This window comes from Longimicrobium terrae (assembly GCF_014202995.1).
Lineage (GTDB): Bacteria > Gemmatimonadota > Gemmatimonadetes > Longimicrobiales > Longimicrobiaceae > Longimicrobium > Longimicrobium terrae.
The window spans coordinates 225,875-251,781 of the sequence record NZ_JACHIA010000003.1 but is presented as its reverse complement, the minus strand read 5'-3'; the positions used below and the strand labels follow the sequence as shown (position 1 = coordinate 251,781).

Below are 25,907 nucleotides of genomic sequence, written 5' to 3'. Positions count from 1 at the left end.
GCGCCGTACGCGCGGGCGGAATCCGTGTATTGGGAGGAGCGGGTTCAACTGCCGAGGTTTCTCAAAATACGACACGCGACGAACTCGGGTCTGCGCGCCGGTCTTTCCCTTCGCGCCAGCCGCGATCAGGCTAGTTTCTGGTAGCGGAACCCCGCGGGGCGAACGTGCGTGGAGAAGTACCGGCCCACCGATTCCGCCGCGACGAGCTCGCGGAACACCGTCTCCGGCACCTCCTCGTACGCGTACAGCCGCCCGGTGACGAACTCCACCTCCATCAACCGCTTGTCCGGCAGATAGCCCACCGAAGCGATACTCGAACTGTTGACCGGAATCCGCGTCATCTCTTGCCCATCCCGCGTCACGATTGTCTGCATCTGATCCTCAAGTGAACAGAGTAATCAGATCCCGTGCCGCGGGATTTGATGCCGGTGGGTGGTCAGCGGCCGATCATGTTTGTCGAGCGCAGCATCTGGGGGACAACGGGTTGCGCCGCGCCGTGGGACGGAGCACCGGCGCCGCGCGGTCGTCCTCCATCACTCCTGCGATGGGTGCGGGTGACGGACGGACCGGGTCGGGAGATGGCTGGATGGATGACGTAAAAAGGCGCGGGATCAGAGCCGATGCGCGCGTCCGGATCGCGCGAGCCGCGCTTTCGGCCATGGGTTTGCAGGATCGCGGCGAGGACACACCCGTTGACCAGAACGCGAGGGGCGGTTTGCTGACGTTGCGCAGGTTCAGTGGATGGATGGCGGTGGTGGGGATGGTGGCGTGCTCATCGCCGGGGAGCGGCGCGCAGACGGTGCAGACGGACAGTGCGCCGTCCCCGCGACGCGTTCCGGCCGCCGCGGCCTCGCCCGCCGTGGCGCCGCTGCAGACGGACGCGGCCGGGCGCGCGTGGGTAGACAGCACGCTCGCCCGGCTGACCCTGCGGCAGAAGGTGGCGCAGCTCGTGTTTCCGTGGGTCAGCGGCCGCGGCCCCGACGCCGACGCGCCCGAGATGCAGCGGATGCTCGTCTCGGTGAGCCGCGACGAGGTGGGCGGCTTCATCATCTCCACCGGCTCGCCCGCGGCCACGGCGGCCAAGCTGAACGCCGCCCAGGCGCGCGCCGCGCTTCCGCTTCTCATCGTCTCGGACCTGGAGACCGGCCCCGGCGTGCGCCTGACGCCCGGAGGCACACGGATGCCGCCGGCGATGGCCTTTGGCGCGGCGGGCGACACGGCGCTGGCGCGGGAGGCGGGGCGCATCACGGGGCTGGAGGCGCGCGCCGTCGGCATCCAGATGACGCTGGGGCCCATTCTGGACGTGAACGGAAACCCGCGGAACCCCATCATCAACGTCCGGTCCTTTGGCGAGGCGCCGGACGCGGTAGCGCGCCTGTCATCCGCGTGGGTGGCGGGCGCGCGGCAGGGCGGGCTGCTGACCGTCGGCAAGCACTACCCGGGGCACGGCGACACGCACGCGGACTCGCACGTGGGGCTGGCCAGCATCGACGCGGACATGGCGCGGCTGCAGCGAGTGGAACTGGTGCCGTTCCGCGCCGCCATCCACGCGGGAATGGATGGTGTGCTGGCGGGGCACATCGCCGCGCTCGGGGTGGAGGGCCCCAACGCGCCCCCCGCGTCGCAGTCTCCGCGTCTGGTCCAGCAGCTTCTGCGCGGGGAGATGAACTTTCGCGGGATCGTGTTCACCGACGCGCTCAACATGCAGGGCGCCACGCAGGGGATCAGCGTAACGGAGGCGAGCATCCGGTCGCTGCTGGCGGGCGCGGATGCGCTGCTTCAGCCGCCGGAGCACGCACGGGTGATCAGCGGCATCGTGGCCGCGGTGGAGGCGGGCCGCATTCCGCGCGCGCGCATTGACGAGGCTGCGCGGCGCGTGCTGACCGCCAAGGCGGCGGCGGGGCTGCACCGCTCCGCACGCGTGGACCCGGCCGCGGTGGAAGCAGCCACCGGCGCGCGCGCCAACGTGGCCGTGGCGGATTCCGTGGCGGCGAAGTCGATTACGCTGGTGCGCGACCGCGGCGGCCTGATCCCGGTGGCGCGCGGCGCGCGCGTGCTGCACGTGACCTACACGAGCCGCGCGACCGGACCGGCGGGCAGCGTCCTTCAGCGCGCGCTGGCGGCGGGGACGGCGGGCTCCGAGCACGTCCGCGTGGGCGCATCCACCCCCGTATCCACCTTCACGAGTCTGACGGCGCGCGCCGCGGAGGCGGACATCGTGATCGTAAGCGTGGCGGTGGTGCCGGTGCAGTACCAGGGACTGGGACTGGCGGGTGGATTCGGCGCGTGGGTGCAGTCGCTGGCGGCTTCCGGACGCAAGGTGATCGTGGTATCGCTGGGGAGCCCGTACCTGCTGGACGCCTTTCCCGCCGTGCCCGCGTACATGCTGGCGTGGGACGTGGGCCAGTCCGCGGAAGGCGCCGCCGCCCGCGCGCTCCTGGGCACCGCTGGCACGCCGGGCCATCTTCCCGTCTCCCTTCCGCCGCATCACCGCATCGGGGAAGGCATCGTGCGCCCGAGGTGAACTGCCGTTTCAAAGGAGGTCACGGAGGATACACGGAGGGCACGGAGGAACAGCAACAGAAAAGAGCATCACGCAGAGACACAGAGACGCAGAGAAAGACAATAGAAAAGAAATGAGGGACTTTCTTGCCCTGTAGTTCTCTCTGTGTCTCCGCGGCTCTGTGTGAGGTCCTTTTTGTTCCTCCGTGCCCTCCGTGCATCCCCCGTGACCTCCGTGTGAAACGGCAGTTGAGAGAGCCTGCAGACGCAAAAAGCCCCGCCGAGGACACGATCCTCGGCGGGCTTCATCCATCAAAACGGCCAGAGAGCTTACTCGGCGCTGGCCAGCTGGTCCAGCGCGCCCAGGTCGCCGTTGGCCCACGGGTCCTGGCGCATCCAGGTGCGGTCCAGCGGGCTGAACAGGAACACCAGGCCGCCGTTGGCGATCTTGGGCAGAATGCGCTGGGCGCGCGCCGGCTCCACCGCCGGGCAGCCTTCGCTGCGGCCGGCCCGCGACGCCGTCACGTAGGGCGCACCGTGCGCCACCACGCCGCGTGCGCGCGCCTTGCTGTTGTACGAGCCCGACAGCCCCTTCAGGCGCAGACCCACCGACGAGTACCGCTGGCCCGCCGTCTTGCCGGTGAAGTTGTACGTTTCCTGGGCCAGGTACAGCCCCAGCGACGTGGCGTTGCTGCCGTTGCGGTTGCTGAAGCGCGTGGGGCGGCCCTCGCTGGGCGCCGCGCTGCCGCGGCCGTGCGCCACCATGAACGGCCCCTCCACCACCTTCAGCGCCTGCATGTCGAACACGTAGCCGCGCGGCGTGCGGCTGTCCAGGCCGTAGTCCACAAAGTACAGGTACGGCTTGCGCACCTGCTCCGGGTGGGCCGTCTTGTAGCTGTAGTACGCCTGCACGGCCAGCTTGAGCGCGTTGGGGTCGCTCTGGCGCTTTACGTTGGCGGCCAGCGTGTTGACGGCCGACTGCACCTTGGTCAGGCGGGCGCCGCTTTCCACGCCCACGCCGTCCAGCACGGCGCGCGCGGCCTGCAGGGCCATGGGCGTCTGGTTGACGACGGGGGGCGCAGCCGGCGCCGGCGCCGAGGCGCTCATGTGGGCCGCGGGCGAAACCACCGCATGCGGACGGGCCGCGTCGTTCGCCAGGGCGCCGGTCACGCCGACACAGAGGGCGGCGGCGGCGATCGTCAGCAGGTTGTCTCGGGTCATGTCGCGGTCCTCACTAGTAAGCGGTCGCGGCCGTGCGGGCCCGCTTCCGAATCAGTTCGCGTCGCGGACGCCCCGTACGTGTGGTCCCGGCGGCGTCATATGGAAGAGATGGAGGCGGAGAAATCCGCGCAGGATCGCGTTCCGCGAATGCGCCGTCCCTCAGGCGCTTCGCGGCCCGTCCCGCGTCCATCCGTATGTGTTTTTTGTTGTGCCTATAATCTAGGCAATCCCTAAGTATATGTCAATCCTTGGGATGCGCTGATTCAGCATGGCGTGGCAGATGCGGCGGGAGATGGGCGCTGCGGCTTTATCCTGAAGCCCCCAAGGAGGAAGAAGCACGGAACCCCGGGCCGAACGCGATCTGCTCCGCCGGCCCATAGTGCCTGTCCTGAATGGCTTCGTACTCAGCCTCGATGGCTGTGGCATCCGCATCCCGGCCCGCGATGTCGTCGGCGACGTAAAGCGGTTCGTTGTGGTAGAACAGGTCACTTTCCCAAGGTGCCGCGGGTCCGGCAACGGGCAGCGGGACACCGACTCGAGCGCGCAGCGCGTCGGCGGCGGACGTTGCCTCGCCGCGAGGCATTCCGTGGAACTGTACCAGGCAGTCGACAACGATCGCCCAGAATGCGTTCTTCAGCGGTTCGATATCCATGAGATCTCCTTGGGGGCGGCGTTCAAGATGTTCTGGGCAGCAAACGAGTGAAAGCTGATCTGGTCCACGTTCGCGATCAGCAAACGCTGCTTCCAGAACGAACTCACAGGTCCGGCGACAACATCGTACAGCTTGTTCCCGCCCCACCGGGCATGACCTCCGTCCAGCGCCAACCGGCAGTGCACCACGAAGCTCCAGAAGTCCTCGGCGGCGAAATCACCGCGCACAAAAGACAGAGTGGCCAGTCCGGCCAAGTCCTCGCGGCTGAGATCAAGCGCCACGACCGCCGCGGGTGCGTTGTCGCGGTCCGCCTGCTCGTACGCCCAGGTCTGCGCCTGCCGCTCGAGCGTTGTGGTATAGAACCCGGGTCCGAAATCTGTACCTGGTCTGCCTCTGCTTACGACGACGCCCGTGGCGAGAATCTCGGTGGCCGAGGCCAGTCCGGTCCCATGGTACAGCCGGATGGGTCCATTCGTCCACGGCGGTGGGGGGAAGAGCATGGATCAGAGCTCGGTTGATGGTAGCGCAAACCTGACGCGACCAAGGTAACCGGACGCAGCGCACGGCGGAATGTCGTCAAAAAAGGACAGTCCGCACGTGGCGTAAAACGGAAAGGCCCGCCGGAGAAACCGGCGGGCCTTTCCGTTTCGCTTCAACCACTTACGCACTCACGTACCCAGCACTCACGCACTCCCTACAGAGGCATGTTCGCGTGCTTCTTGGGCGGGTTCATATCGCGCTTGTTCTGCAGCATGTCGAACGCGCTGATGACGCGCGCGCGGGTTTCGCGCGGGTCGATCACATCGTCCACGTAGCCGCGGGCGGCGGCGGCGAACGGGTTGGCGAAGCGCTGCTCGTAGTCCGCCGTCTTGGCCGCCGCCTCGGCGGCCGGGTCTTCCGCGCCGCTGATCTCGCGGCGGTACAGGATCTCCACCGCGCCTTTGGCCCCCATCACCGCGATCTCGGCCGTGGGCCAGGCGTAGTTGATGTCGCCGCGGATGTGCTTGCTGCTCATGACGTCGTACGCGCCGCCGTACGCCTTGCGGGTGATGATGGTCACCTTGGGCACGGTGGCCTCGCAGAAGGCGAACAGCAGCTTGGCGCCGTGGCGGATGATGCCGCCGTGCTCCTGCGTAACGCCCGGCAGGAAGCCGGGCACGTCCTCAAAGGTGAGGAGCGGGATGTTGAAGCAGTCGCAGAAGCGCACGAAGCGCGCGGCCTTTACCGACGCGTCGATGTCCAGCACGCCGGCCAGGACGGCGGGCTGGTTGGCCACGATCCCCACGCTGTGCCCGCCCACGTGCGCGAATCCGCACAGGATGTTGCCGGCAAAGTCCGCGTGCACCTCGTAGAACTCGCCGTCGTCCACCACGCGCCGGATGACGTCGTGCATGTCGTACGGCTTGTTGGGATGGTCCGGCACCAGGTCCAGCAGTTCCTCGTCCGCGCGGTCAAACGGGTCGTCCGTGGGCTTGCGGGGCGCGTCGTCGGCGTTGTTGCTGGGGATGAACTCGAACAGGTGGCGAATGCGGTGCAGGCACTCCACCTCGCTCTTGACGGCAAAGTGCGCCACACCGCTCTTGCCCGCGTGCGTGGCCGCGCCGCCCAGCTCCTCCATCGTCACGTCTTCGTGCGTCACCGTCTTCACCACGTTGGGGCCGGTGACGAACATGTAGCTCGACCCCTGCACCATGTAGATGAAGTCGGTGATGGCCGGGCTGTACACCGCGCCGCCCGCGCACGGCCCCAGAATGGCCGAAATCTGCGGGATGACGCCGGACGCCATGGTGTTGCGCAGAAAGATGTCGGCGTAGCCGCCCAGCGAAACCACGCCTTCCTGAATGCGCGCACCGCCGCTGTCGTTGAGCCCGATGACGGGCGCGCCGTTGCGGATGGCCAGGTCCATGATCTTGACGATCTTTTCCGCGTGCGCCTCGCTGAGCGAGCCGCCAAAGACGGTGAAGTCCTGCGAAAAGACGTAGACCAGGCGGCCCAGGATGGTCCCGTACCCCGTGACGACGCCGTCGCCCAGGTAGCGCTCGTTCTCCAGCCCGAAGCCGGTGGCGCGGTGGACCACGAAGCGGTCCAGCTCCACGAACGAGCCCTCATCCAGAAGCACGTCCAGGCGCTCGCGCGCGGTCAGCTTGCCGCGCTCGTGCTGTGCCTTGATGCGCTTTTCGCCGCCGCCCAGCTCCGCCTGACGGCGAAGCTCTTCCAGCTTCTCCAGCTTTTCCCGCATCGACATGAGGACGCGCCGCCCGTGCTCTGCTGGTGAACGTGCCCGCAACCCGGGTGCCGGGTTCGGAAAGGCGGCCAATCTAACAGCCCGCCGTCCATCCCGCACGCATGCGCCGCAAACGATGCGGGGCGGGGCCCATCAGCCGCGCCCCGCGCTTACACATTTCCATCATCCGCCCGCCGCAGATCCGCATCCGGCGGTGCCCGGGAGACGAGCCGCTACGGCTTGGGGGCGGGCGGCAGCGGCTCCTCCACCCGCCACTCCAGCGGGATGCGCACGCGGACCCGCACCGGGTGCCCATCCGTTTGCGCCGGCGCAAACCGCAGCAGCCGCATGGCGGCAAGCGTCGGCTCGTTGAACAGGGGATGGTCGGTGGAAACCACTTCCAGATCGGCCGGCACGCCATCGGTGCCCACCACCAGCGAGACCACGACGCGGCCGCCGATGCCTGCACCGTTCAGCACCGGCGGATAGGTGTTCTTCATCGCCTCTACCACCGCTTCCACGTTCAGCGGGCGCGCCGCGGTGGTGACCGCATAGGGGCTGGTGGACGAGGGGTCGGTCTCGGTCGTGGTCGTGGTCGTGCGGGCGGCCGCCGTGTCCTGCTGCGCGGCGAGCGGAGAGGCACACCCGGCGGCGGCACAGGCGCCGATCATCATCAACCGTTTCATGACGCACTCCTGCCGGTGATCCGCGAATCGAGGTGCCGAACCCGTCTGCGGGGCGGGCGAAGACCGGTAATCTAACCGCGCCGCCGCCAGTCCCGTAGTCGCGCCGGAAAAGATGCGAGGCGGAGCACCCTCGCTCCGCCTCGCATCTCGCACGGTCGATCCACGCAACGATGTTCCCGCAGCGCGGCCGATGTCCGGTTCCGGACTGCGGATGCATCCCGAGCCGTCAGCAGGAGCGCGAGTAGTAGCCGTACTGGGTGGTGCCGTTGCTGTCCGTCATCACCCCGTACGCGGTCAGGTAGCCGCTGTATCCCTGGCTCTGGCAGGGAACCCACGCCCTGCTGATGCCGCCCTGGTCGTAGTACTCCGTCCCGCTGTGCCAGACGAAGCTGTAGCCGGTGCCGCTGCCGCCGGACGCCGTGGCCGTGCAGTTGAACCGGTTCGTGGAGTAGTCCCGCGGATCGGGGCAGTACACCGTCACGCTCAGCGGGGCAGGGGTGACGTCGCGGCGGGCCACGGCGGGAGCCGCGGCCGTGGGCGCCTCGCCGCAGCCGGTGGCGAACATACCCGCCACGAGCAGCGCCGAAAGCGTGTGGAATCGTGAGATCCTCATCGGTTTCCTTTCTCTCTTCGGGAGACTGAATCAACGAATCAATCCAACAGGTACTGGCGGATTAAGAAATGCGCAAGGTCGTCAGCCGGGCTTGAAGGGCGGCTGCGACGGACGGCGGATGTCCACGGCCGGACAGGCGTAATCGTCTCCATCCCACGCCTCTCATGAACACGGGGGCGGAGCCGCTTCGGCCCCGCCCCCGTTCGGATCGCGATCTGTCGAGCGCTGTACCGCGCGGCCGGTGGATGGCAATCCGCCCGCGCGCCCGACCGCCGTTCAGCGGCACATCCGCCGCACGATAACCGGGATCAGTTGCTTACCTGCCACTGAATCGGCAACTCCACCCACACGCGCACCGGGCGCCCGTTCACGCGCGCCGGGCTGAAGCGCAGCCTGCTGACGGAGCGGATGGTGGGGTTGTTGAAGGCGACGTCCGTGCTGCGCGTGACGGTGAATCCGCTGGGCCGCCCATCCGGCTCCACCACGAACCTCACCTGCACCGTGCCGTAGTCGTGGCCGGTGCTGCGGATCTCCGGATACCAATCCAGCATGGCGCGCTGGAGTTCCGGAAGGTTGATGGGCCGCGGCTGTACCGTGACGTCCGACAACTCGTAGATCCCCGTGGTATCCGGCGCGGCCAGGTTCGCGGGCACGGCGGCCACCGGGGCGGGCTCGGCCGCGGGCACCTGCCAGACGATGGGCAGCTCCACGCGCACGTTCACCGGCTGGTCGTTGAGTTCCGCGGGCGAAAAGCGCAGCGTCTGCACCGCGGTCAGCGTCGGCTCGTTGAAGGCGGAGTCGGCCGATTCCAGCACGCGCGCCTCACGCGGCGTTCCGTCGGTGCCCACGATCATCGACACACGCACGGTTCCCGACACGCCCGCGGTGCGCAGGGAGGCGGGATACAGGCTGTTCAGCAGCGCCGCGATCTCCGCCGCATTCAGCGGCCGCGGGGCGATCTCCACCGAGCTGAGTTCGTACACTTGTGCCGCGGGCGCCTGCTGTGCCGCGGCGGGAGCGCTCGCGAGGATCGCCGCGCAGAGTGCCAGCCGCTTCAGCACGCCCGACTCCACCTGCTTGCGGTTGATGACCGTCACCGCGCCACCTGCCACTGGATCGGCAGTTCCACCCACACGCGTACGGGCCGCCCGTTCACGCGCGCCGGGCTGAAGCGGAGCGCGCTCACGGAGTACACGGTGGGGTTGTTGAAGCCGATCTCCGTGCTGCGCGTGATGGTTGCTCCGCTGGTCCGTCCATCCTTTTCCACCACGAAACGCACCTGCACCATACCGGTGGTGCCGGCGAACCGGAGCGCTTCCGGATACGAGAGTTCCATCGCGCGCTGGAGTTCCGGCACGTTGATGGGCCGCGGCTGCACCGTTACGTCCTTCAACTCGTAGATCCCCGTGGTATCCGGCGCGGCCAGGTTCGCGGGCGCGGCGGCCACCGGCGCGGGCTCGGGCGCGGGCGCGGGCGCCTGCCAAACGATGGGCAGCTCCACGCGCACGTTCACCGGCTGGTCGTTCAGCTCCGCGGGCGAAAAGCGCAGCGTCTGCACGGCGGTCAGCGTCGGCGCATTGAAGGCGGAGTCGGCGGATTCCAGCACGTGCGCCTCACGCGGCGTTCCGTCGGTGCCCACGATCATCGACACGCGTACGGTTCCCGACACGCTCGCGGCGCGCAGGGTGGCGGGGTAGAGGCTGTTCAGCAGCGCCGCCATTTCCGCCGCGTTGAGCGGGCGCGGGGCGATCTCCACCGAGCGGAGTTCGTACACTTGGGCCGCGGGCGCCTGCTGCGCGGCGGCGGGAGCGGCGGTCAGCACCGCCGCGAAGAGCGCGGCGACAAACGGCTTGTTCATTTCACACCAGGAAAGTTGGGGCAGACGGATGCGCCACGGGTTGTCGCGGCGCATCGCGGGCATGCTCGCGGTCACCGTGTCCAGACGAGCGGAAGCTCCACCCAGACCGGAACCGCCTCGCCGTTCCGCTGCGCGGGGCTGAACCGCAGCACGGAAACGGCGCGAAGCGTCGGCCCGTCAAACCGTGCATTGGTGGTTCGCGTCACGCGGGGAGAATACGTCCGTCCGTCCGCGCCCACGAGCATGCGCACCTGCACGGTTCCGCCGATGCGGGCCGCGCGAAGGTCGGGCGGATACAGCACCGCCATCTGGTTCACCAGATCGCCGATATTGATGGGCCGCGGCTGCACGCTGACCGCGCTGAGTTCGAGTCCCCGCAGCGAATCCGGCGCCGCCGCTCCCGAATCCGCCGGGGCCGCGGTTTCCGGCGAGGACGCCTGCCATGCGATGGGCAGTTCCACGCGCACGTTCACCGGCTGGTCGTTCAGCTCCGCGGGCGAAAAGCGCAGCGTCTGCACCGCGGCCAGCGTCGGCGCGTTGAAGGCGGAGTCGGCGGATTCCAGCACGTGCGCCTCACGCGGCGTTCCGTCGGTGCCCACGATCATCGACACGCGTACGGTTCCCGACACGCCCGCGGCGCGCAGGGACGCCGGATACAGGCTGTTCAGCAACGCCGCCATCTCCGCCGCGTTGAGCGGGCGCGGGGCGATCTCCACCGAGCGGAGTTCGTACACCTGCGCCGCGGGCGCCTGCTGCGCGGCGGCGGGAGCGGCGGCGAGAAGCGCGGCGCACGCCATCATCCATCCCGCTCTGTGGATCGTCGTCATTCGCGAATCGTGCAGCGTGGAATCAGTGGAGCAGGATGATCAGTTGCCGCTAGCGGGCGTCTTGCCGGGAGCGCAGACGGAGCGGGCGGCTTGGTGTCGCTCAGCGTCTGCCAGTAGATGGGAACCTGCACGTGCACCTGTACCGCCCGGCCGCCCACGCGCGCGGGCGAAAAGCGCAGCAGCTTCACGGCCTGCAGCGTCGGCGCGTCGAACGCGGAATCGGTGGATGCCACCACGCGCGTGTCCCGCGGCAATCCGTCCGCGCCCACAACGATGCGCACCGTGACCTGCGCGGAAACGCCGGCCGCGCGCCGCGCCGGAGGATAGTTGGCCTCCATGACGGCTTCGAGGTCGGCGGCGTTCAGCGGGCGCGGCATGACCTCCACCGCGGAAAGGTCGTACAGGCCGGCGGTATCCGGCGAGGTCTGCGCCCGCGCGGGGGCACACATCAGCACGCACGCGCAGGCCAGGGCAAGGCCGGTCTTGTGGATGGGGATCACGGATTCACCTGTACGGGGCGGAGCGCAAGCGGGTCACGGGCGCGGATCTCGTTGCCGGCACTGCGGATACGGCGCGCCCCTCCCGCAAGTTTCTCCACCGGGACGGAGGACAGGCGCGCCGGGGGAAGACGATGGAGATCACGGCGTGAAATCAAATGTTCTGCGCGCCCGCGGGCAAGCGGACGCAAGGTGACAGCACGTGCGATCACCCGCGCGGCTCATCGCCCTGCGCGTGCCGGCGGCGTGCGGGATGCAAGGGAACGCGCGGCGTCTGTTTCCCGATGAACGTGCGCGCACGGTCGTTTTCCGCCGCGCGGGGCACTGTGACGGGATTGCGGACGACAACGATCTTCTCTGACCGGGAGTGACAGCGGTGGCGGGTACGGCGATGCGGACGGGGATCATCATCATCGGAAGCGGGTTCAGCGGGCTGGGGATGGCCATCCGTCTGCGCCAGGAGGGCAGGGACGACTTCGTGGTGCTGGAGCGCGCGGGCGACGTGGGCGGCACCTGGCGCGACAACACCTATCCCGGCGCCGCGTGCGACGTGCAGTCGCACCTGTACTCCTTTTCGTTTGCGCCCAATCCGGAGTGGAGCCACAGCTTTTCCCGCCAGCCAGAGATCCAGGCGTACCTGAAGCGGGTCGCGGAGGAACACGGGATCCTGCCGCATGTCCGCTTTCGCCATGAGGTTGCGGGCGCGGAGTGGGATGGGGCCGGGCAGGTGTGGCGCGTACAGGCCGGCGGCGCGGAGTTCGTGGCCCCGGTGCTGGTGATGGCGGCCGGCGCGCTCAGCGATCCCATGATTCCCGCCATCCCCGGGCTGGACGGCTTCCGGGGCCGCGCCTTTCACTCCTCACGGTGGGACCACTCGTTCGACTTGGCGGGCAAGCGGGTGGCGGTGATCGGCACGGGCGCGTCGGCCATCCAGTTCGTCCCCGCCATCCAGCCCGTCGTCGGCCGATTGTTCCTGTTCCAGCGCACGCCGCCGTGGATCATTCCCCGCCACGACCGGCCGCTCGGCCGGCGGAGGCAGTCGTTCTTTCGCCGTGTGCCCGCGGCGCAGCGGGCGGTGCGCGCGGGCATCTACCTGGCGCGCGAGGCGTTCGTCTTCGGCTTCCGCAACCCGCGGGCGATGCGGCTCGCCCAGCGGACGGCGCTGCGGCACCTGCGCGCCAGCGTCCCCGATCCCGCGCTGCGCCGCACGCTGACGCCGGACTTCACCATGGGGTGCAAGCGCGTGCTGCTGAGCAACGACTACCTGCCGTCCCTCACGCGTCCCAACGTGGAGGTAGTGACGGACGCGGTCGCCGAGGTCCGCGCGCACTCCATCATCACGCGCGATGGCGCCGAACGCGAGGTGGACGCCATCATCTTCGGCACCGGCTTCCGGCCGACGGACCCGCCGCTGGGCCCGGTGACGCGGGGGCGGGAAGGCCGCACGCTGGCGGAGGCGTGGGACGGCAGCCCGCGCGCGCACCTGGGGACGACCGTGGCGGGATTTCCCAATCTCTTCATCCTCCTGGGCCCCAACACCGGTCTGGGCCACACCTCCGTGGTGTACATGATCGAGGCACAGGCGGAGCACGTGATCCGCGCGCTGCGGCACATGGCGCAAAATGGCGTGGGCGCGCTGGAGCCGCGGCCGGAGGCGCAGGCCGCGTTCGTGGCGGAAGTAGACAGGCGCATGCGCGGCACCGTGTGGACGCAGGGCGGCTGCGCGAGCTGGTACCTGGACGCGACCGGCCGCAACAGCACACTATGGCCGGACTTCACCTGGCGCTTCCGGCGGCGGCTGGCGCGCTTCGATCCCGCGGAGTACCGGATGACGCAGAGCTACGCGGGAGCCGCGTGATGAGCGGCGCCGACGCGGAAACGCCCGCGCCGCGGCTGTCTGTCGCCGAGCGGATGGAGGCGATGGTGGGGCGGATGATCGGCCGGCTCTCCGCGTCCGCGGCCGTGCGCCTGTCCGGCCAGCCGCCCGTGACGGTAGACGGGAGGACGCTGGACCCGCACGTCCAGCTGATCCGCATGCTCCGCCGGCGGCGCAATCCGTATGGACTCACCGAGCCGACGCTGGACGTCGCGCGGGCGCGCTACCGGCGGGAAACGCTCGTGTTCCAGTGGCCGCGCACTCCGGTGGCGCGCGTCCGCGATCTGCGGGTGGACGGGCCGGGCGGGACGCTGCGGATGCGGCACTACGCGCCGGAGATCGACGGCCCCGCGCCGCTGACGGTGTACCTGCACGGCGGCGGGTTCACCGTCGGCGACCTGGACACGCACGACGAGCCGTCCCGCATCCTCTGCCGCGAAGCAGGGATGCACATCCTGTCGGTGGACTACCGCCTCGCGCCGGAGCACCCGTTTCCCGCCGCGCTGGAGGATGCGCGTGCGGCGCTGCGGTGGGCGCAGGCGCACGCGGCGGAACTGGGCGCGGACCCGGCGCGGGTGGCGCTCGGCGGCGACAGCGCGGGCGCCACCCTCACGACCGTGACCGCGCGGCAGATTCGGGGCGACGCGCCGCCGGTGGCACAACTCGTCATCTATCCCGCGGCGGACACGGTGACCGCACGGCCGTCGCAGGCGCTGTTCGGGCGCGGATATTTTCTGGATTACGAGGACCGCGTCGCGTTCAACGGCTTCTACCTGAACGGGACGGGCGTGGCAGAAGAGGATCCGCGCGTGTCGCCGCTGTTCGCGGAGGATCTCTCCGGGATGGCGCCCGCGCTGGGGGTGACGGCGGGCTTCGATCTGCTGCGCGACGAGGGCGACGCGTACTTCGACGCGATGGCGCAGGCGGGGACGCCCGTGCGGCGGATGCACGTTCCCGCGCACGGGCACGGCTTCATCCACATGACCGGCGTGTCGCCCGGCGCGCACGCGGCGCTGGTGAGCATTGCCCGCGCGTGGCGGGAAGTGGTGGATGGGAGCGCCGGCTGAGAGGTTCGCGGGAGCGACGGAACCCGCCGCAACGCCGGCTCAGACCGCGGCGTGTACGCGGTTGCGCCCGGACTCCTTGGCGCGGTACAGCGAGTCATCCGCGCGGCGGGAAAGCGCGGCGAAGCTGTCGTCGGCCAGGCGCTGCGCCACGCCGATGCTGACCGTAACGTGCAGCGCCGGGTCCAGGTCGCTCCAGTCCAGCCGCTCCACCGCGCCGCGCAGCCGCTCCGCCGTATCCATTGCGCGCGCGGCATCGGCGCGGGGGAGAACGGCGATGAACTCCTCGCCACCCGTGCGCCCGATTGTGTCGCCATCCAGCAGGGCGGCGCGGCAGGCGCGGGCGATGCGGCGCAGCACCGAATCGCCGACGTCGTGGCCGAAGGCGTCGTTGATCCGCTTGAAGTGATCCACGTCCACCGCCAGCAGGCTGAACGGTTCGTGTCTGCTTCGGGCATCCTCCAGCGCCTCTCCCGCCACCGCGAGCAGATGGCGGCGGTTGGGCAGGCGCGTCAGCTCGTCCGTCATCGCCATCTCGCGCATCCGCCGCTCGCCCGCGATGTGCCGCATCGTCAAAAAGGCGAGCGCGGCCATGATCGCGACCGCCAGTGCGATGACCACCGTCTGCAGCCGGCGCACGCGGCCCGCAAAGGCCAGGGCCTGCCCGCGCAGCTGGTTTTCGCGCACCAGGGCCCGGTTCTCCGCCTCCTTCTTTTCGCTGTCAAACTGCACGCGGAGGCGCGAGGTCTGTTCTTCCTTGAACTGATCCGCCAGCCGCTTCTGCAGCTCGACCTGCGCCGCGCGCGCATCGTACGCCCCGCGCCATTCGCCCAGGGCAGCCAGGTTCTGCGCCTGCTCGTCGCGCACCTTCTCCAGGAACCGCGTGTTGCCCGTTGACTGGAAATGCGCGGCCGACCTCTCCAGATCCGCCAGCGCTTCACGCGGGCGGTGGAGGGCGCGGAGCGCAATGGCCCGCGGCAGAAGCGCCTGGGCGGCGCTCGCCTCGTCCCCCGCGCGGGTGTGGTACCCCAGTGCCTGGTTCAGCCAGCGGAGCCCCTCGTCCGCACGGCCCAGCTTGGTGAGCGCCCCGCCCATGGCGCTCTGCACGTACGCCACTTCGCCCGGATCTCCGCGCCGCCGCTCAATCTCCAGCGAGCGCTGGTAGTACGGGAGGGCCGCGGCCACGTCGCCCTTGGTTTCGTAGGTGCGCCCGATGTTGAAGTACGCGGTGGAGATCCCCGCCTGACTGTTTTCCGCCACGTTGGAGGCAAGCACCTGGCGGTAGTATTCCAGCGCCCGGTCGTAGTCTCCCACGCGGCGGTCAGCGTACAGGTTGGCGATGGAGCCCAGCAGATGTCGCTGCCCCTCGGCGTCGCCCAGCCGCACGGAAAGGTCGTATGCGGCGCGCATGTCCTGCAGCGCGGAGGCGAAGTCGCCGCGGTAGTAGTTCAGGTCGCCGCGCAGAAGCAGCGCCATCGCCAGCACTTCGGGCTCGTTCAACCGTCTCCCGGTGGCGATGCCGAACTCGTAGTCCGCGGCGGCGCTGTCTACCTGGCCGGCGTTCTCACGGCCGTAGCCGCGGCACAGGCGCAGCATGCCCACGGCGTACCCCTGGCCGGCGGGCACCACCTCGGCGAGGCCGGCCTCAGCCAGCGCAACCAGCTGTGGTTCGGGGACATAGCCCGCCTGCCGCCAGCAGTGCTCCGCCAGTGCCCGGGCCCGCACCGGCCGGTCAGCGGGCGCACGCAGGAGTGGAAGGGCGCGCTCCAGCAGCGCGCGAGCGGAGTCGTCGTGCACGCCCGGCAGCTTCTCCGCCGCGGCCACCATCTCCTGTGGCGTGCGCGGCTGCGGCGCCCGTCGCGCGGGCTGCGCGGCGGCGGACGTTACGGTGAGCAGGGCCAGAAACAGGATGGACTTGATCATCGCGGGGTCGCGAGGCGGCGGGCGACGCAGAGGCGGGTGCCGGCGGCGGGCCGGAGCGGGAACAATGCTGCGGCTGCGGGATTTTGGGAAGCGCCGCCCGGCTTGCGCGACCGCGCGATGAGGAACGTTGCGGAAGACGATCGCGAAACAGCCGCTACCACTCGGCGCGCGGGCGCTTCAACCTCGTTGCGGCCGTGCCGAAGGACATCACCCGCCGCGACCGCGTCCACGGATGCACGCCCGATCCGCCGCTGTCGTGCCGGCGCAATGAGAAGGTGCAGCTAATCCCCGCGGCACCGTCCGTTCACGCCGCCGCCGACCGCACCATCCGCCGTTCCGACCTGTGCGCGCGAGCCGAACCGCGCTCTGTGATGCAGTTGAAGCCCCGAACCGGACGCGCCAGCGGCCGGTGTCGGGGCTTTGCGCCGTTGGAGTGGCGGATTCATCCGCTCAACGGCATTCGCTCACGCGACGAACTCCGCCTCACACACTAAGCTGTCCGCGCGCACAACCCTCCCCCAGTCTTTTTTGGGGGAGGGTTGGTCGGTGGTGCCGGCCCGGGTGGGGGCCGCCCGTGATCTCCGCGACCCCCCTGGATCCTCCAGCGCGGGCAGGTGAAGTCATCCTGCGCGCAATCGCCCGCCGTGTCGCGACGGCTTCAATCGCTCACACCCCTCTGCTCCCCGATTTTGCGCATTGCCATCACCACCCCGCCGCGCGGCTCGGTCATGGAACTCACCGACCGCTCCGGCCGCGAAAAGGCCTTGGCGGCAAAGATGATGGCGAACACGAGAACGATCACCGCGATGGCAACCGGAATCAGCCACCGCTTGGGCTTGGGCGGCGGCGCGGCGGGCGCGTTCAGGTCCGGGCCGCCCGCCTGCACCACGAACACGTGCACCAGCGGAAGCATGTCTTCGGCGGTGAACTCCTCGCCGTAGCCGCCGTCCTCCAGCGTCTCGCGGATTTCGGGCTCGCGGGCGACCCACTCCTCCAGTTCCTGCGGCGAGCGGGCGATGTTTCCGTCCTGCACCATGCGCGTGGCGATGGTGCGGATGGCGGAGCGGACCTCGTCGGGGAACCTGTATCGCGGCGGACGCATCACGAACTCCCGTGCGGGTGCAAGGCGCTCCAGAGATGGAGGTTGATGCGTCAACAGGCAAACGCAGGGCCGGAACTCCGGAATGGGCATCCGCGGCGTCACACGGAGGGGGATGCGGTTCGTCGGGCGATTTCCAAAGCGAGAGGGAATCTGGTGCGCGGGGCACAGACGGGCGCCGGAGCGAACCATCCTGAGCGAACGAATCCGCCGCTCAGACCGCGGGAACCCCCGAACCGGCCGCTGGCGCGTCCGGTTCGGGGCTTCAACCGCAACGGAAAGACGGGCACGCGCCGCACCCGCCCCCGAGCCGAACGGCTCCCCCTCTCCCGCTTGCGGGAGAGGGGGCTGGGGGGAGAGGGCAGCCTCGGCATGCGCCAGACCGTCCAGACGCTCCTTCCCTCCCGCGTGCCCCCTTGCGCGGTTTGCTATCATCCCTGGCAGCAGAAGGCGCACGAACTCTCCCGGAACATCTGACGAGGACCGAATGGAACTTACCGGCATCCATCACCTGACCGCGGTCTCGGCCAGGATCCGCGAGAACCACCTGTTCTACACGCGCACGCTGGGCATGCGGCTCGTAAAACGGTCCGTAAACCAGGACGACGTAAGCGCGTACCACCTCTTCTACGCCGACGCGGTGGGCAGCCCGGGAAGCGATCTCACCTTCTTTGACTGGCCCGTGCAGCCTGAGCGCCGCGGAACGCGATCCATCATCCGCACCTGCCTGCGCGTGAACGGCGCCGAGGCGCTGGAGTGGTGGGCGGCGCGCCTCCGCGAGGCCGGCGTTACCGTGGGCTCCGTGGTGGAGCGCGACGGGCGGCTGACGCTGGACCTGGAAGACCCCGAGGGCCAGCGCCTTTCGCTCATCGACGATGGCGGGGAAGGGGAGTCGCATCCGTGGGACCGCAGCACGGTTCCCGCCGCGTACCAGATCCGCGGCCTGGGCCCCATCATCCTGAGCGTGCCCAACCTGGCGCCGACGGATGGGGTGCTGCAGCGCGCGCTCAACATGCGCCCGGTGCGCCAGTACGCACATCCCGACAACGCCGCGCACACGGTGCACGTGTACGAGATGGGCGCGGGCGGTGCGCACGCGGAGCTTCACGTCGCCGTGCAGCCGGACCTTCCCGTGGCGCGGCAGGGCGCGGGGGCGGTGCACCACGTCGCGTTCCGCATTCCCGACGCGGACTACGACGCGTGGGCCGCGCGCCTCAACGAGCTGGGCATCGCCAACAGCGGCGAGGTGGACCGCTTCTGGTTCCACAGCCTGTACTTTCGCGAGCCCAACGGCATCCTGTTCGAGATCGCGACCGACGGCCCCGGCTTCGCGGTGGATGAAGACGCCGCCACGCTGGGCGAAAAGGTGGTGCTGCCGCCGTTCCTGGAGCCGCGCCGCGCGTCCATCGTCGCCAACCTGAAGCCCATCGACTGAACCGCCGATCCGCCTCACGAAAGAGAGCCGCGGAGGCGCGGAGAACGGACGGAGGTCATCCCCCGATCCGTTCTCCTCTGCATCTCCGCGGCTCTGCGTGAGGCTTTTCTTTTTCCGTCACCCGCCGATCCGACCAACCCGCCAACGCTTACCAGACGGGCGATTCCGCCAGCATCGTCTGCACTTCCTCGGCTCCGCGCGGGCGGCAGAAGTAGTAGCCCTGCGCGTAGTCGCTCCCCAGCTCGCGCAGCCGCTCCAGGTCCGCCGCGCTTTCCACGCCTTCAGCGATCACGTGCATCCCCAGGTCGTGCGCCAGCGACACGATCCCGCGCAGGATGATTTCCCGCCGCGCGCCGTGCGCCAGGAACGAGCGGTCGATCTTGAGCGTGTCGATGGGGAGCCGCTCGATGTAGCGCAGGCTGGAATAGCCGGTGCCGAAGTCGTCCAGGTGGATGTACACGCCCATCGACTTCAGATCGCGCAGCACCCCCGCCGCGCGGTCCGGGTTCTGGATCAGCGCGCGCTCCGTAAGCTCCAGCGCCAGCAGCGCGGGCGGCAGCCCCGAATCGCGCAGCGCGCCCTCCACCGTGCGCACCAGCGTGCGGTTGCTCAGTTCCAGGGCGGACACGTTCACGCTCACGCTCACCCCCGGCCACGCGCGCACGGTGGTGCACGCCAGCCCCATCACCCACGCGTCCAGCCGCCCCACCAGCCCCAGTTCCTCCGCGATGGGGACGAAGGTGTCCGGCGCGATCCATCCGCCTCTCGCATCCGGCCACCGGGCGAGCGCCTCCACCCCGGCGATGCGCCCCGTATCCAGCTGCACGATGGGCTGATAATGGACGCGGAAGGCCCCGTCGCGCAGCCGCAGCGGAAGTTCCGCCTCGATGGCCAGCCGCTCGCGGTCGCGCCGGTCCGTTTCCGGGTCGAAGATCACGGCGCGGTGCCGGCCCTCCGCCTTGGCGCGGTTGAGCGCCATGTCGGCGCGGTGCACCAGCGTTTCCGAATCGTCCTCGCGCCCCAGCGCGATGCCGATGCTGGCGCTCACGTACAACTCGTGGCCGCAGACGACCATCCGCCCGAAGCAGCTGGCCAGAAGGCGCTCCGCCTCGCCGCGCGCCTCCGCGGGGGTGTGGATGGCGGGAAGGAGGATGAGGAACTCGTCGCCGCCGAAGCGGGAAACGACAGCCCCATCCGGCGCGCACCGGAGCAGGCGGGCGGCCACCTCGCGCAGCAGTTCGTCGCCAACGCGGTGGCCTGCGGTGTCGTTCACGGACTTGAGGCGGTCCAGGTCCACGAACATCACGCAGATGCTGGGGCAGCGCGTCGTCCGGGCCTCGCCGCACGCCTCGCGCAGCCGCTCCAGGAACATGCGGCGGTTGGGCAGCCCGGTGAGCGCGTCGTAGAACGCGGAGCGGCGCAGGCTTTCCTCCGCCTTGCGCCGCTCCGTGACGTCGCGCGCCACCACCTGCGCGGCGGGCTGGCCGCGGAACAGGATGGGAAAGCTCACCGCCTCCATGTGCCGCACTTCTCCCGTCACGGACACGATGCGGTACTCCGCCGGGTCCAGCTCGCTCCCGGCGAACAGGCTGGCCATGCGCGCCACCACCCGCGCCCGGTCGTCAGGATGGATGAAGCTCAGGATGGAGCGGCCCACGGCCTCTTCCCTGGTCATCCCCACCACGGCGGCCGCGGCGGGGTTGGCGTACTCCACCCCCTGCGCGGTGTAGATGAAGATGGGTTCGGGCGATTGATCCACCAGGACGCGGTACTCCGCCTCGGTGCGAAAAAAGGAGCCGGCCCGCGCGCCTTCTTCGTCCAGGCACTCCACCTGGGCCTCCGGCAGCGCCCGGACCACGGCGTCGCGCCAGGTGGCCCGGGTGTTCGCGCTTCCGCCCATCAGCAGCACTCGCGGCGTGTCCTTCATGGGTCCGCTCCGGTTCCGGGCGAATCGTCCCCCCCGGACGGGAACCGCATGGAACAGGCCCACCGCACGGCATCGCGGGCACCGCGAAGGACGGCGGCGCGGGCGTCCGCGGGGGCGCGCGGCGGAACGGTCGTGGGAGCGCGTGTTCTGCGTCATCAAAGGAGCGCGCCCGTCAGGGCAGGGTAAGGTCGCCGGACTGAATCATCTGCACCGGCCGCTCCCGCTCGAACACGCGAAAGCGCACCGGCTCCGACGAGCCCGGCTGCACGGAGACGATCTGCTCCGCCGAGGCCGCGTGGTGTCGGGGAAGGGAAGACGGGGCTACCCGCACCCGCCACCAGCCGGGCCGCAGCGCGCCGGTGTCGAAGCGGCCGTCACCGCCCGTGCGCGCGTGGCGCACGCCGCCGGGGCCGGTGAGCTCCAGCAGCACGTTGGCCATGGGCATGGCCACGGAGTCCGGGCCCACCTGCGTCACCACGCCGGTCACCCGTCCCGCCGTCTGCAGCGCGACTTGCACCGGCTCCGCCCGTCCTCCCTGGACGGCGACCAGGATGGGAAGGTCACGGTCTGCCACCCGCTCCGGCCCCGCGCCCGGCTCCACCCGCAGCGCGTGCTCGCCGTCCGGCACGTCGCCAAAGCCCACGAAGCCGTTGCGGTCCGTCACCGCCAGCCGGTCCCCCAGCCGCACCACCACGTCGGGAATGCCGGCCTCCGTGGCCGGGTCCACCACCCGCGCCACCACGCCCTGCGTGCCGCTGGAGGGAAGCGGAATGCCGATCGGCAGCGCGTACTCCAGCACCCCGCCGCGCGTCCAGCGTCCATCCGTGCGCGAATCCGCCACGCCGCGCATGGCCACGCGGTGCCCGCCGCCCAGCACGCGCTCCAGCGACAGCGTGACGCGCGAGTCGCGGGGGCGGCCGTCCGCCCGCCGCGCGTCCGCGGAAATCCGCAGCCACGTTCCCGCCATGATCGGCGCGTTGGCGGAAAGGGAGGCGGACCATTCGCGCTGGTTGGCCAGCAGGCCGATGCCGCCGTCGCGCCGCTGAATCGTCGCGCTCACGTACGTGCCGTCCCGCAGCGCCATGATGGACTGCATTCCCGCGATCTGGAACGGCGTGGCGCGCAGTCCGGCCAGCGGCACCGCTTCCCCCCGCTCGTACGTGGCGTGAATCCAGTTGCGGTGGAGGATGGGAACCCCGATGCGGCCGCGGACGGAACGCACGTCGCCGTACGAGGCGGTGTCCGCGGCGGCGTCGCGGTATTCCAGGGAAAGGCGGCGGCCCCAGGCCAGCGACGCGCGGCGGGTGGTGCGAAAGGCGGTCAGGCTGTCCGTGTCCGTGATCCAGAAGCCGTCACGGCCGCGGCGCACCGAGCCGGAGAGGGAGAGCCCGGCGCCGGGGCGCAGGACGAGCGAGGCCGCGTCCTGGTCGCGCGATCCGCCGCCCGGGGCGGGAATGGCGCCGCGCACGTGCAGCAATTCGTACGAATACATCCGCCCCGCGCCCCACAGCCGCCCGGCGCGCGGCGGCGCCGCTGCGTTCGCCATCGCGGGCGCGGCCTCCAGTTCCGCGTTCAGCGCGGCGTTCACGCGCAGCGCCGCGTCCACCGTCCAGCGCACCGCGCGCCCGTCGGCCGACACGGCGTTGACGCCGGCGCGCGCACGGTCGCTCCCCGCGCGCAGGTAGCCGCCGGCCGCGCCCGGGCGCCCCTCGCCGCGGCGGTCGCGCACGGCCATGCCGCCCGCGCTCAGCCACCCGCGCCGCACACTTCCCGCGCCGCCGAAGCCGTACGTTCCGGGCTCCGTCAGGCGGGAAAGGGAGTAGAAGTCGTCCCCCAGCCGCAGCGCCATCCCGGGCGCGTCCAGCCGCATCCGCGCCTCGTCGCGCCGCGCGTACGGCGTGCCGGCCGGGTCCGCGGTGCGCGCGTCCAGCGCCAGCCGCACGCGCCCCGCCGCGTCCAGCGGCCCCGCCGCGGCGATCGCGACCCCGGCGCCGTTCAGCGAATCGCTGGTCAGCAGCCGCAGCTCCACCGGAAGCCGCCGCCCGCCGCGCACCCGCCCGCCGCGCGGAACGATGGTCACCATGGTGCGCGCGGTGGCGGAAGGTGCGCCGGACGCGGCCGTCAGGCTCACCTGGTGCCGCAGGCTGGACGGTCCGCCGCGCGGCGTAGCGCCGCGGATGACGACCACCTGCTCCGCGCCGGGCGCCAGGTCCACCGTGCCCGTTTCCGCGCGGGGAGTGATGTTGCGGTCGCCGCGTACGGCGAGCGTCACCCGCTCCGCCACGTTGCCGCGGTTGCTCAGGCGAAAGCGCACCGCGTACTCGTCGCCGCCCACGACCATGGGCGCGGCGCCCTCCGGCGCGACGATCACGCTGCGCCGCTGCGCGACGACGACGAGCACGGAATCCACCGATCCCGCCACCGTGTAGCGCACCGCGTGGGTTCCCGCCGCGGCGGAGGCGGGAATGCGTACGCCCACCAGCCGCAGCTCCGCCTCGCCCGCGGCCAGTTCGCGCGGGTCTCCGGTGGTGGCGCGCCACCCCGCGGGAAGCGACGGCTGTCCCGCGAGGAGCGCGGAGCCGCCGGAGACGTTGGTGACGCGAAAGGGCAGCGTGATGGCCTGGCCGGGTGTGGCCTCGGTACGCACCGGGCCGCGCCGTTCCACGCGCGCGCGCTGGGCCTCCGCGGCGCACGGAAGGAGCGCGCAGAGGCCCAGCGTGAGCACGATGGGGCGAAAGGGATTCATCGGCCGGTCAGATGCGGAGGGTGTACTCCGCCCCGAACACGTCGTCACTCCCCGTATCCACCGTCACCATCGCGCGATAGGTGCCCGGCGCCAGACCGCGCAGGTCGAACGCTTGGTGGATGGAGCTGCCGGGGTACACCAGGCCGCGCGTGCTGGCCCGCTGCCCCGCGGGCGCGCCGTCGGCGTTGAACAGGTCCACGCGCAGCTCCAGACGGTCCGCCTGCTCGCCGGTGTTGAGGATGTCCAGCTCCAGCGCCGGTGCGCGTCCCTGTCCGGTAACGCGCGCCCCCTGCAGCGCCACGCGCCGCTCCGCCTCGCCCACGTGCGTCGCCAGTTGAACGGCGTAGCGAATGCTGGGCGTGAGTCCGATCCGCCCGGTCCGCACGGCCGACACCGCGGCCGGGTCCATCGTCTCCACCAGCAGCACGCTCCAGTACGACCCACGGATGGCGCCACCGGCCGGAACGCTGACCGTGTACGCGACCGTCGCTTCTTCGCCGGGCGCCAGCGTGAGCTGCGCGGGGCTGAAGCGGATCCACGAGGCGTTGCTGCGCGGCGTGCTGCCCGCGGTCTCGTAGAACGTTCGGCCGTCGGCCAGAAAGCGGTAGTCCGCGGCGGATACGGCGGCGGTGCGGCGCGCGGCGCCCGTGTTGCGCACGCGGATGGTGCCGCCGTAGCTGGCGCCGGGGGTGGCCTGGTGCTCTTCGATGGTGCTGCTGACCACGCTGATTTGCGCGCGGGCTTCCGGCGCAAGGGCCAGGGCGGCGGCCAGGGACAGGAGGACGATGGGCTTCATGGCTGTTTTTCCGCGGGGGACTGCGGGGGGACGGAAAACGGGCGGACGCCGGGATGCGGCGCCCGCCCGTGACGGAAAAAGACTGATCAGGCGCCGGCGGTGATGGTGTACGTGACGGTGCGGTTGCCCGCGCTCACGACGCCGGCCGACACGGTGGCGCTCAGCCCGTAGGTGATGTTGAGGCCGGACTGGTTCACGGTGCTCACGCCCGTGACCACGTCGACCGCGGTGGAGCTCAGGGTTACCGCGCCGGCGCTGGTGGCCCCGCTGGGGGCGGCCAGGCTCACGCTCAGCGTAACGCCCGACGGCATGTCGGAATCGATCTCCGCGGTGATCTTGCGGTCGGTTTCGTTGGTGGTGATGGCGTACGTGCCGCTGGCGCTGGCCGAGGTCAGCCCGCTGCCCGCGGTGGCCGCGCTGATCACCAGCGACGGCGAGCCGGACACGCTGATCTCGTTCACGGCCGAAACCTCGTAGCTCACCGTCTGGGTGGCGGTCTGGGCGGAGGCGTCGCGGGCGGCCAGGGCGGCGGCGGCAACGGCGAAGGCGGCGGCGAAGCGGATGGAGGTCATCGGAGTTTTCCTTGAAACAGAAGATGGGGGACTGCGCGGGGATCGCGCTGGAGTCAGCAGCTCGTCATCGGCTGGTGACAGCCTCCCCTAAGGCGAAGTCCGTTCCAGATTGTATCAGATATGTAAGTGTTTGTTGTGGAGCGGTTTACGTCATGTGGGAGAGTTTCGTCCCCCGGGGCGTTTCTGTACGGAATCCGGCCATTCTCCCGGTGTGGGAGAGAGCCAAGTGCCCCATTGACAGAGACATACGTGAAAGTGTGCGGATTCCGGACAGGAACGTTTGTGTCCGGCAGCCGGACATTCTCCCCGAAAAGGTCCTGCGCCGGGCGCTTGCGGTGGGCTGACGCCCGTGCCGGACCACGATATCCCGGCGGGCGTTCTGGGTCGCGATCCGCACTGTGCGGCAGGTGGCGGAAAACACACCGGCCCCGGGGCGCACCCCGGGGCCGGATCGATATGGGCAGCGTCAACGCCCGGCATTCCTCGCCGGACTACCTCCATCATTCTACATCAGCAGATCGGCCGGAATGCCCAGCACGTCCCGCAGCGCGGCGATCTGCCCCCTGCTGAGCTCGCGCTTGCCGGAAAAGAACTCCGACACGCGGCTTCGCCCGCCCATCAGCTCCGCCAGGTCCGCGCGCGTCATGCCGCGCTGGCCCAGCATGAAGTCCACGGCGTCCTGCGGCGTCAGGCCGGAATCGTCGATCGGGTTGTTGCGCCGGTCGTACTCCTCCACCAGAACCGACAGCAGTTCCAGCCGGTCAGCATCCTCGGAGAACGGCTCGGCACCCAGATCCAGCAGCCGGTCGATTTCGGAGACAGCCGCATCGTATTCCTCCGCGGTGCGAAGGACGTGCGGGACGGGGATGTCAATGACGGTCATCACCTTGGGGCGCTCCATGTCTGTGGTGCTTCCTGTTTCTGGTCTCCTCTCCTCCGGATGGCGCGGACACCCACGCGGGTGCCCGCGCCGTTCTCAGAGGCTGCCGTCCGCCGTTCTCTCGTCGTACTCGTCATGCGTGAGCACGTGGCGGATGTAGACTCTCCCCATGTCGTACCGGATCGTAACGACCAGCCGGTACTTGTTTCCGCCGATGTCGAACACCGTGATCCCACCTTTAAGAAAGTCGGCGGCGGGAAAGTGTGCTCTTATCTCGTGCGGCGTTTCGTACTGGTGAGCCCGCATCATGCGCCGCCAGACTTTCAGCGGCGTTTCGGCGTCGGGGTGCGCTTTCCAGAACGTGGTCAATCTGCTCTCGGTGATGACGCGAATGTCGCCTTCTGGAGTGCGGGGTTGACGTTGCCCACATCGCTCGCACGATGCTACCAGAATGGTAACGTGTCCAGTTTGTCGCGTCAATGATCGTGTTCCCGTCCTGGGAACGGCGG

At 70.1% G+C, this 25,907-nt stretch carries 23 protein-coding genes; 4 read left to right on the top strand and 19 right to left on the bottom strand.

The window, feature by feature from the left end; translation table 11 throughout:
- Nucleotides 1-125: 125 nt before the first annotated feature.
- Complete coding sequence (locus HNQ61_RS07235) at nt 126-341, bottom strand: KTSC domain-containing protein (protein ID WP_170036022.1); 216 nt, start codon at nt 339-341, stop codon at nt 126-128.
- A gap of 383 nt (nt 342-724) precedes the next feature.
- Between HNQ61_RS07235 and HNQ61_RS07230 the strand changes: the two genes are divergently transcribed.
- On the top strand, nt 725-2,524 hold the full coding sequence (locus tag HNQ61_RS07230; protein WP_170036023.1) for a glycoside hydrolase family 3 protein: 1,800 nt from the start codon (nt 725-727) through the stop codon (nt 2,522-2,524).
- Between the two features lie 308 nt (nt 2,525-2,832).
- Here HNQ61_RS07230 and HNQ61_RS07225 read toward each other — a convergent pair whose 3' ends face one another.
- The 10 genes from HNQ61_RS07225 to HNQ61_RS07180 all read right to left on the bottom strand — a co-directional run bounded on the left by HNQ61_RS07225 (nt 2,833) and on the right by HNQ61_RS07180 (nt 11,083).
- A complete protein-coding gene (locus HNQ61_RS07225; protein WP_170036024.1) occupies nt 2,833-3,723 on the bottom strand; it encodes a murein L,D-transpeptidase catalytic domain-containing protein in 891 nt (296 codons plus the stop codon).
- A 307-nt stretch (nt 3,724-4,030) separates the two neighbouring features.
- Nucleotides 4,031-4,375 (bottom strand): hypothetical protein, encoded by a 345-nt coding sequence (locus HNQ61_RS07220; RefSeq protein WP_170036025.1) that lies wholly within the window; start codon nt 4,373-4,375, stop codon nt 4,031-4,033.
- On the bottom strand, nt 4,357-4,875 hold the full coding sequence (locus tag HNQ61_RS07215; RefSeq protein ID WP_170036026.1) for a DUF3990 domain-containing protein: 519 nt from the start codon (nt 4,873-4,875) through the stop codon (nt 4,357-4,359). Before HNQ61_RS07215 ends, HNQ61_RS07220 begins: the two co-directional genes overlap by 19 nt.
- Before the next feature lie 194 nt (nt 4,876-5,069).
- Nucleotides 5,070-6,614, bottom strand: coding sequence for an acyl-CoA carboxylase subunit beta (locus HNQ61_RS07210; RefSeq protein ID WP_170040276.1), 1,545 nt, complete (start codon nt 6,612-6,614; stop codon nt 5,070-5,072).
- A gap of 218 nt (nt 6,615-6,832) precedes the next feature.
- On the bottom strand, nt 6,833-7,285 hold the full coding sequence (locus HNQ61_RS07205; RefSeq protein ID WP_170036027.1) for an energy transducer TonB: 453 nt from the start codon (nt 7,283-7,285) through the stop codon (nt 6,833-6,835).
- A 226-nt stretch (nt 7,286-7,511) separates the two neighbouring features.
- A complete protein-coding gene (locus tag HNQ61_RS07200) occupies nt 7,512-7,898 on the bottom strand; it encodes a hypothetical protein (protein ID WP_170036028.1) in 387 nt (128 codons plus the stop codon).
- A gap of 308 nt (nt 7,899-8,206) precedes the next feature.
- A complete protein-coding gene (locus HNQ61_RS07195; protein WP_170036029.1) occupies nt 8,207-8,995 on the bottom strand; it encodes a TonB family protein in 789 nt (262 codons plus the stop codon).
- Nucleotides 8,992-9,756, bottom strand: a complete 765-nt coding sequence (locus HNQ61_RS07190) for an energy transducer TonB (protein ID WP_170036030.1) — start codon at nt 9,754-9,756, stop codon at nt 8,992-8,994. The genes HNQ61_RS07195 and HNQ61_RS07190 overlap by 4 nt, the downstream gene beginning before the upstream one ends.
- Before the next feature lie 71 nt (nt 9,757-9,827).
- Nucleotides 9,828-10,583, bottom strand: coding sequence for an energy transducer TonB (locus tag HNQ61_RS07185; protein ID WP_170036031.1), 756 nt, complete (start codon nt 10,581-10,583; stop codon nt 9,828-9,830).
- On the bottom strand, nt 10,580-11,083 hold the full coding sequence (locus tag HNQ61_RS07180) for a TonB family protein (protein WP_170036032.1): 504 nt from the start codon (nt 11,081-11,083) through the stop codon (nt 10,580-10,582). The genes HNQ61_RS07185 and HNQ61_RS07180 overlap by 4 nt, the downstream gene beginning before the upstream one ends.
- 373 nt (nt 11,084-11,456) lie before the next feature.
- Between HNQ61_RS07180 and HNQ61_RS07175 the strand changes: the two genes are divergently transcribed.
- Nucleotides 11,457-12,938 carry an NAD(P)-binding domain-containing protein gene (locus HNQ61_RS07175; protein WP_205761766.1) on the top strand — a complete coding sequence of 494 codons (1,482 nt, stop codon included), beginning with the start codon at nt 11,457-11,459 and terminating at the stop codon, nt 12,936-12,938.
- Nucleotides 12,938-14,023 carry an alpha/beta hydrolase gene (locus HNQ61_RS07170; protein WP_170036033.1) on the top strand — a complete coding sequence of 362 codons (1,086 nt, stop codon included), beginning with the start codon at nt 12,938-12,940 and terminating at the stop codon, nt 14,021-14,023. Before HNQ61_RS07175 ends, HNQ61_RS07170 begins: the two co-directional genes overlap by 1 nt.
- A gap of 39 nt (nt 14,024-14,062) precedes the next feature.
- On the opposite strand, the gene HNQ61_RS07165 is transcribed toward HNQ61_RS07170, so the two are convergent.
- Nucleotides 14,063-15,943 carry a tetratricopeptide repeat-containing diguanylate cyclase gene (locus HNQ61_RS07165; RefSeq protein ID WP_170036034.1) on the bottom strand — a complete coding sequence of 627 codons (1,881 nt, stop codon included), beginning with the start codon at nt 15,941-15,943 and terminating at the stop codon, nt 14,063-14,065.
- Nucleotides 15,944-16,601: 658 nt separating this feature from the next.
- Complete coding sequence (locus HNQ61_RS07160; protein WP_170036035.1) at nt 16,602-17,045, bottom strand: hypothetical protein; 444 nt, start codon at nt 17,043-17,045, stop codon at nt 16,602-16,604.
- A gap of 484 nt (nt 17,046-17,529) precedes the next feature.
- Here HNQ61_RS07160 and HNQ61_RS07155 point away from each other — a divergent pair, with 484 nt between their 5' ends.
- Nucleotides 17,530-18,477 (top strand): ring-cleaving dioxygenase, encoded by a 948-nt coding sequence (locus tag HNQ61_RS07155; RefSeq protein ID WP_170036036.1) that lies wholly within the window; start codon nt 17,530-17,532, stop codon nt 18,475-18,477.
- A 148-nt stretch (nt 18,478-18,625) separates the two neighbouring features.
- Here HNQ61_RS07155 and HNQ61_RS07150 read toward each other — a convergent pair whose 3' ends face one another.
- From HNQ61_RS07150 to HNQ61_RS07125, 6 genes are all read right to left on the bottom strand, one after another.
- Entirely contained in the window at nt 18,626-20,404 is a 1,779-nt protein-coding gene (locus HNQ61_RS07150; RefSeq protein ID WP_170036037.1) for a putative bifunctional diguanylate cyclase/phosphodiesterase, read from the bottom strand.
- A gap of 172 nt (nt 20,405-20,576) precedes the next feature.
- Entirely contained in the window at nt 20,577-23,150 is a 2,574-nt protein-coding gene (locus HNQ61_RS07145) for an NEW3 domain-containing protein (protein WP_170036038.1), read from the bottom strand.
- A 7-nt stretch (nt 23,151-23,157) separates the two neighbouring features.
- The gene (locus HNQ61_RS07140) at nt 23,158-23,946 is read right to left on the bottom strand and encodes a hypothetical protein (RefSeq protein ID WP_170036039.1); all 789 of its coding nucleotides are present in this window, start codon (nt 23,944-23,946) and stop codon (nt 23,158-23,160) included.
- Between the two features lie 86 nt (nt 23,947-24,032).
- Nucleotides 24,033-24,518, bottom strand: a complete 486-nt coding sequence (locus HNQ61_RS07135; protein WP_170036040.1) for a hypothetical protein — start codon at nt 24,516-24,518, stop codon at nt 24,033-24,035.
- A gap of 505 nt (nt 24,519-25,023) precedes the next feature.
- The gene (locus HNQ61_RS07130; protein ID WP_240978887.1) at nt 25,024-25,401 is read right to left on the bottom strand and encodes a helix-turn-helix domain-containing protein; all 378 of its coding nucleotides are present in this window, start codon (nt 25,399-25,401) and stop codon (nt 25,024-25,026) included.
- A 93-nt stretch (nt 25,402-25,494) separates the two neighbouring features.
- On the bottom strand, nt 25,495-25,767 hold the full coding sequence (locus HNQ61_RS07125) for a type II toxin-antitoxin system HigB family toxin (RefSeq protein WP_221239665.1): 273 nt from the start codon (nt 25,765-25,767) through the stop codon (nt 25,495-25,497).
- Nucleotides 25,768-25,907: the final 140 nt, after the last annotated feature.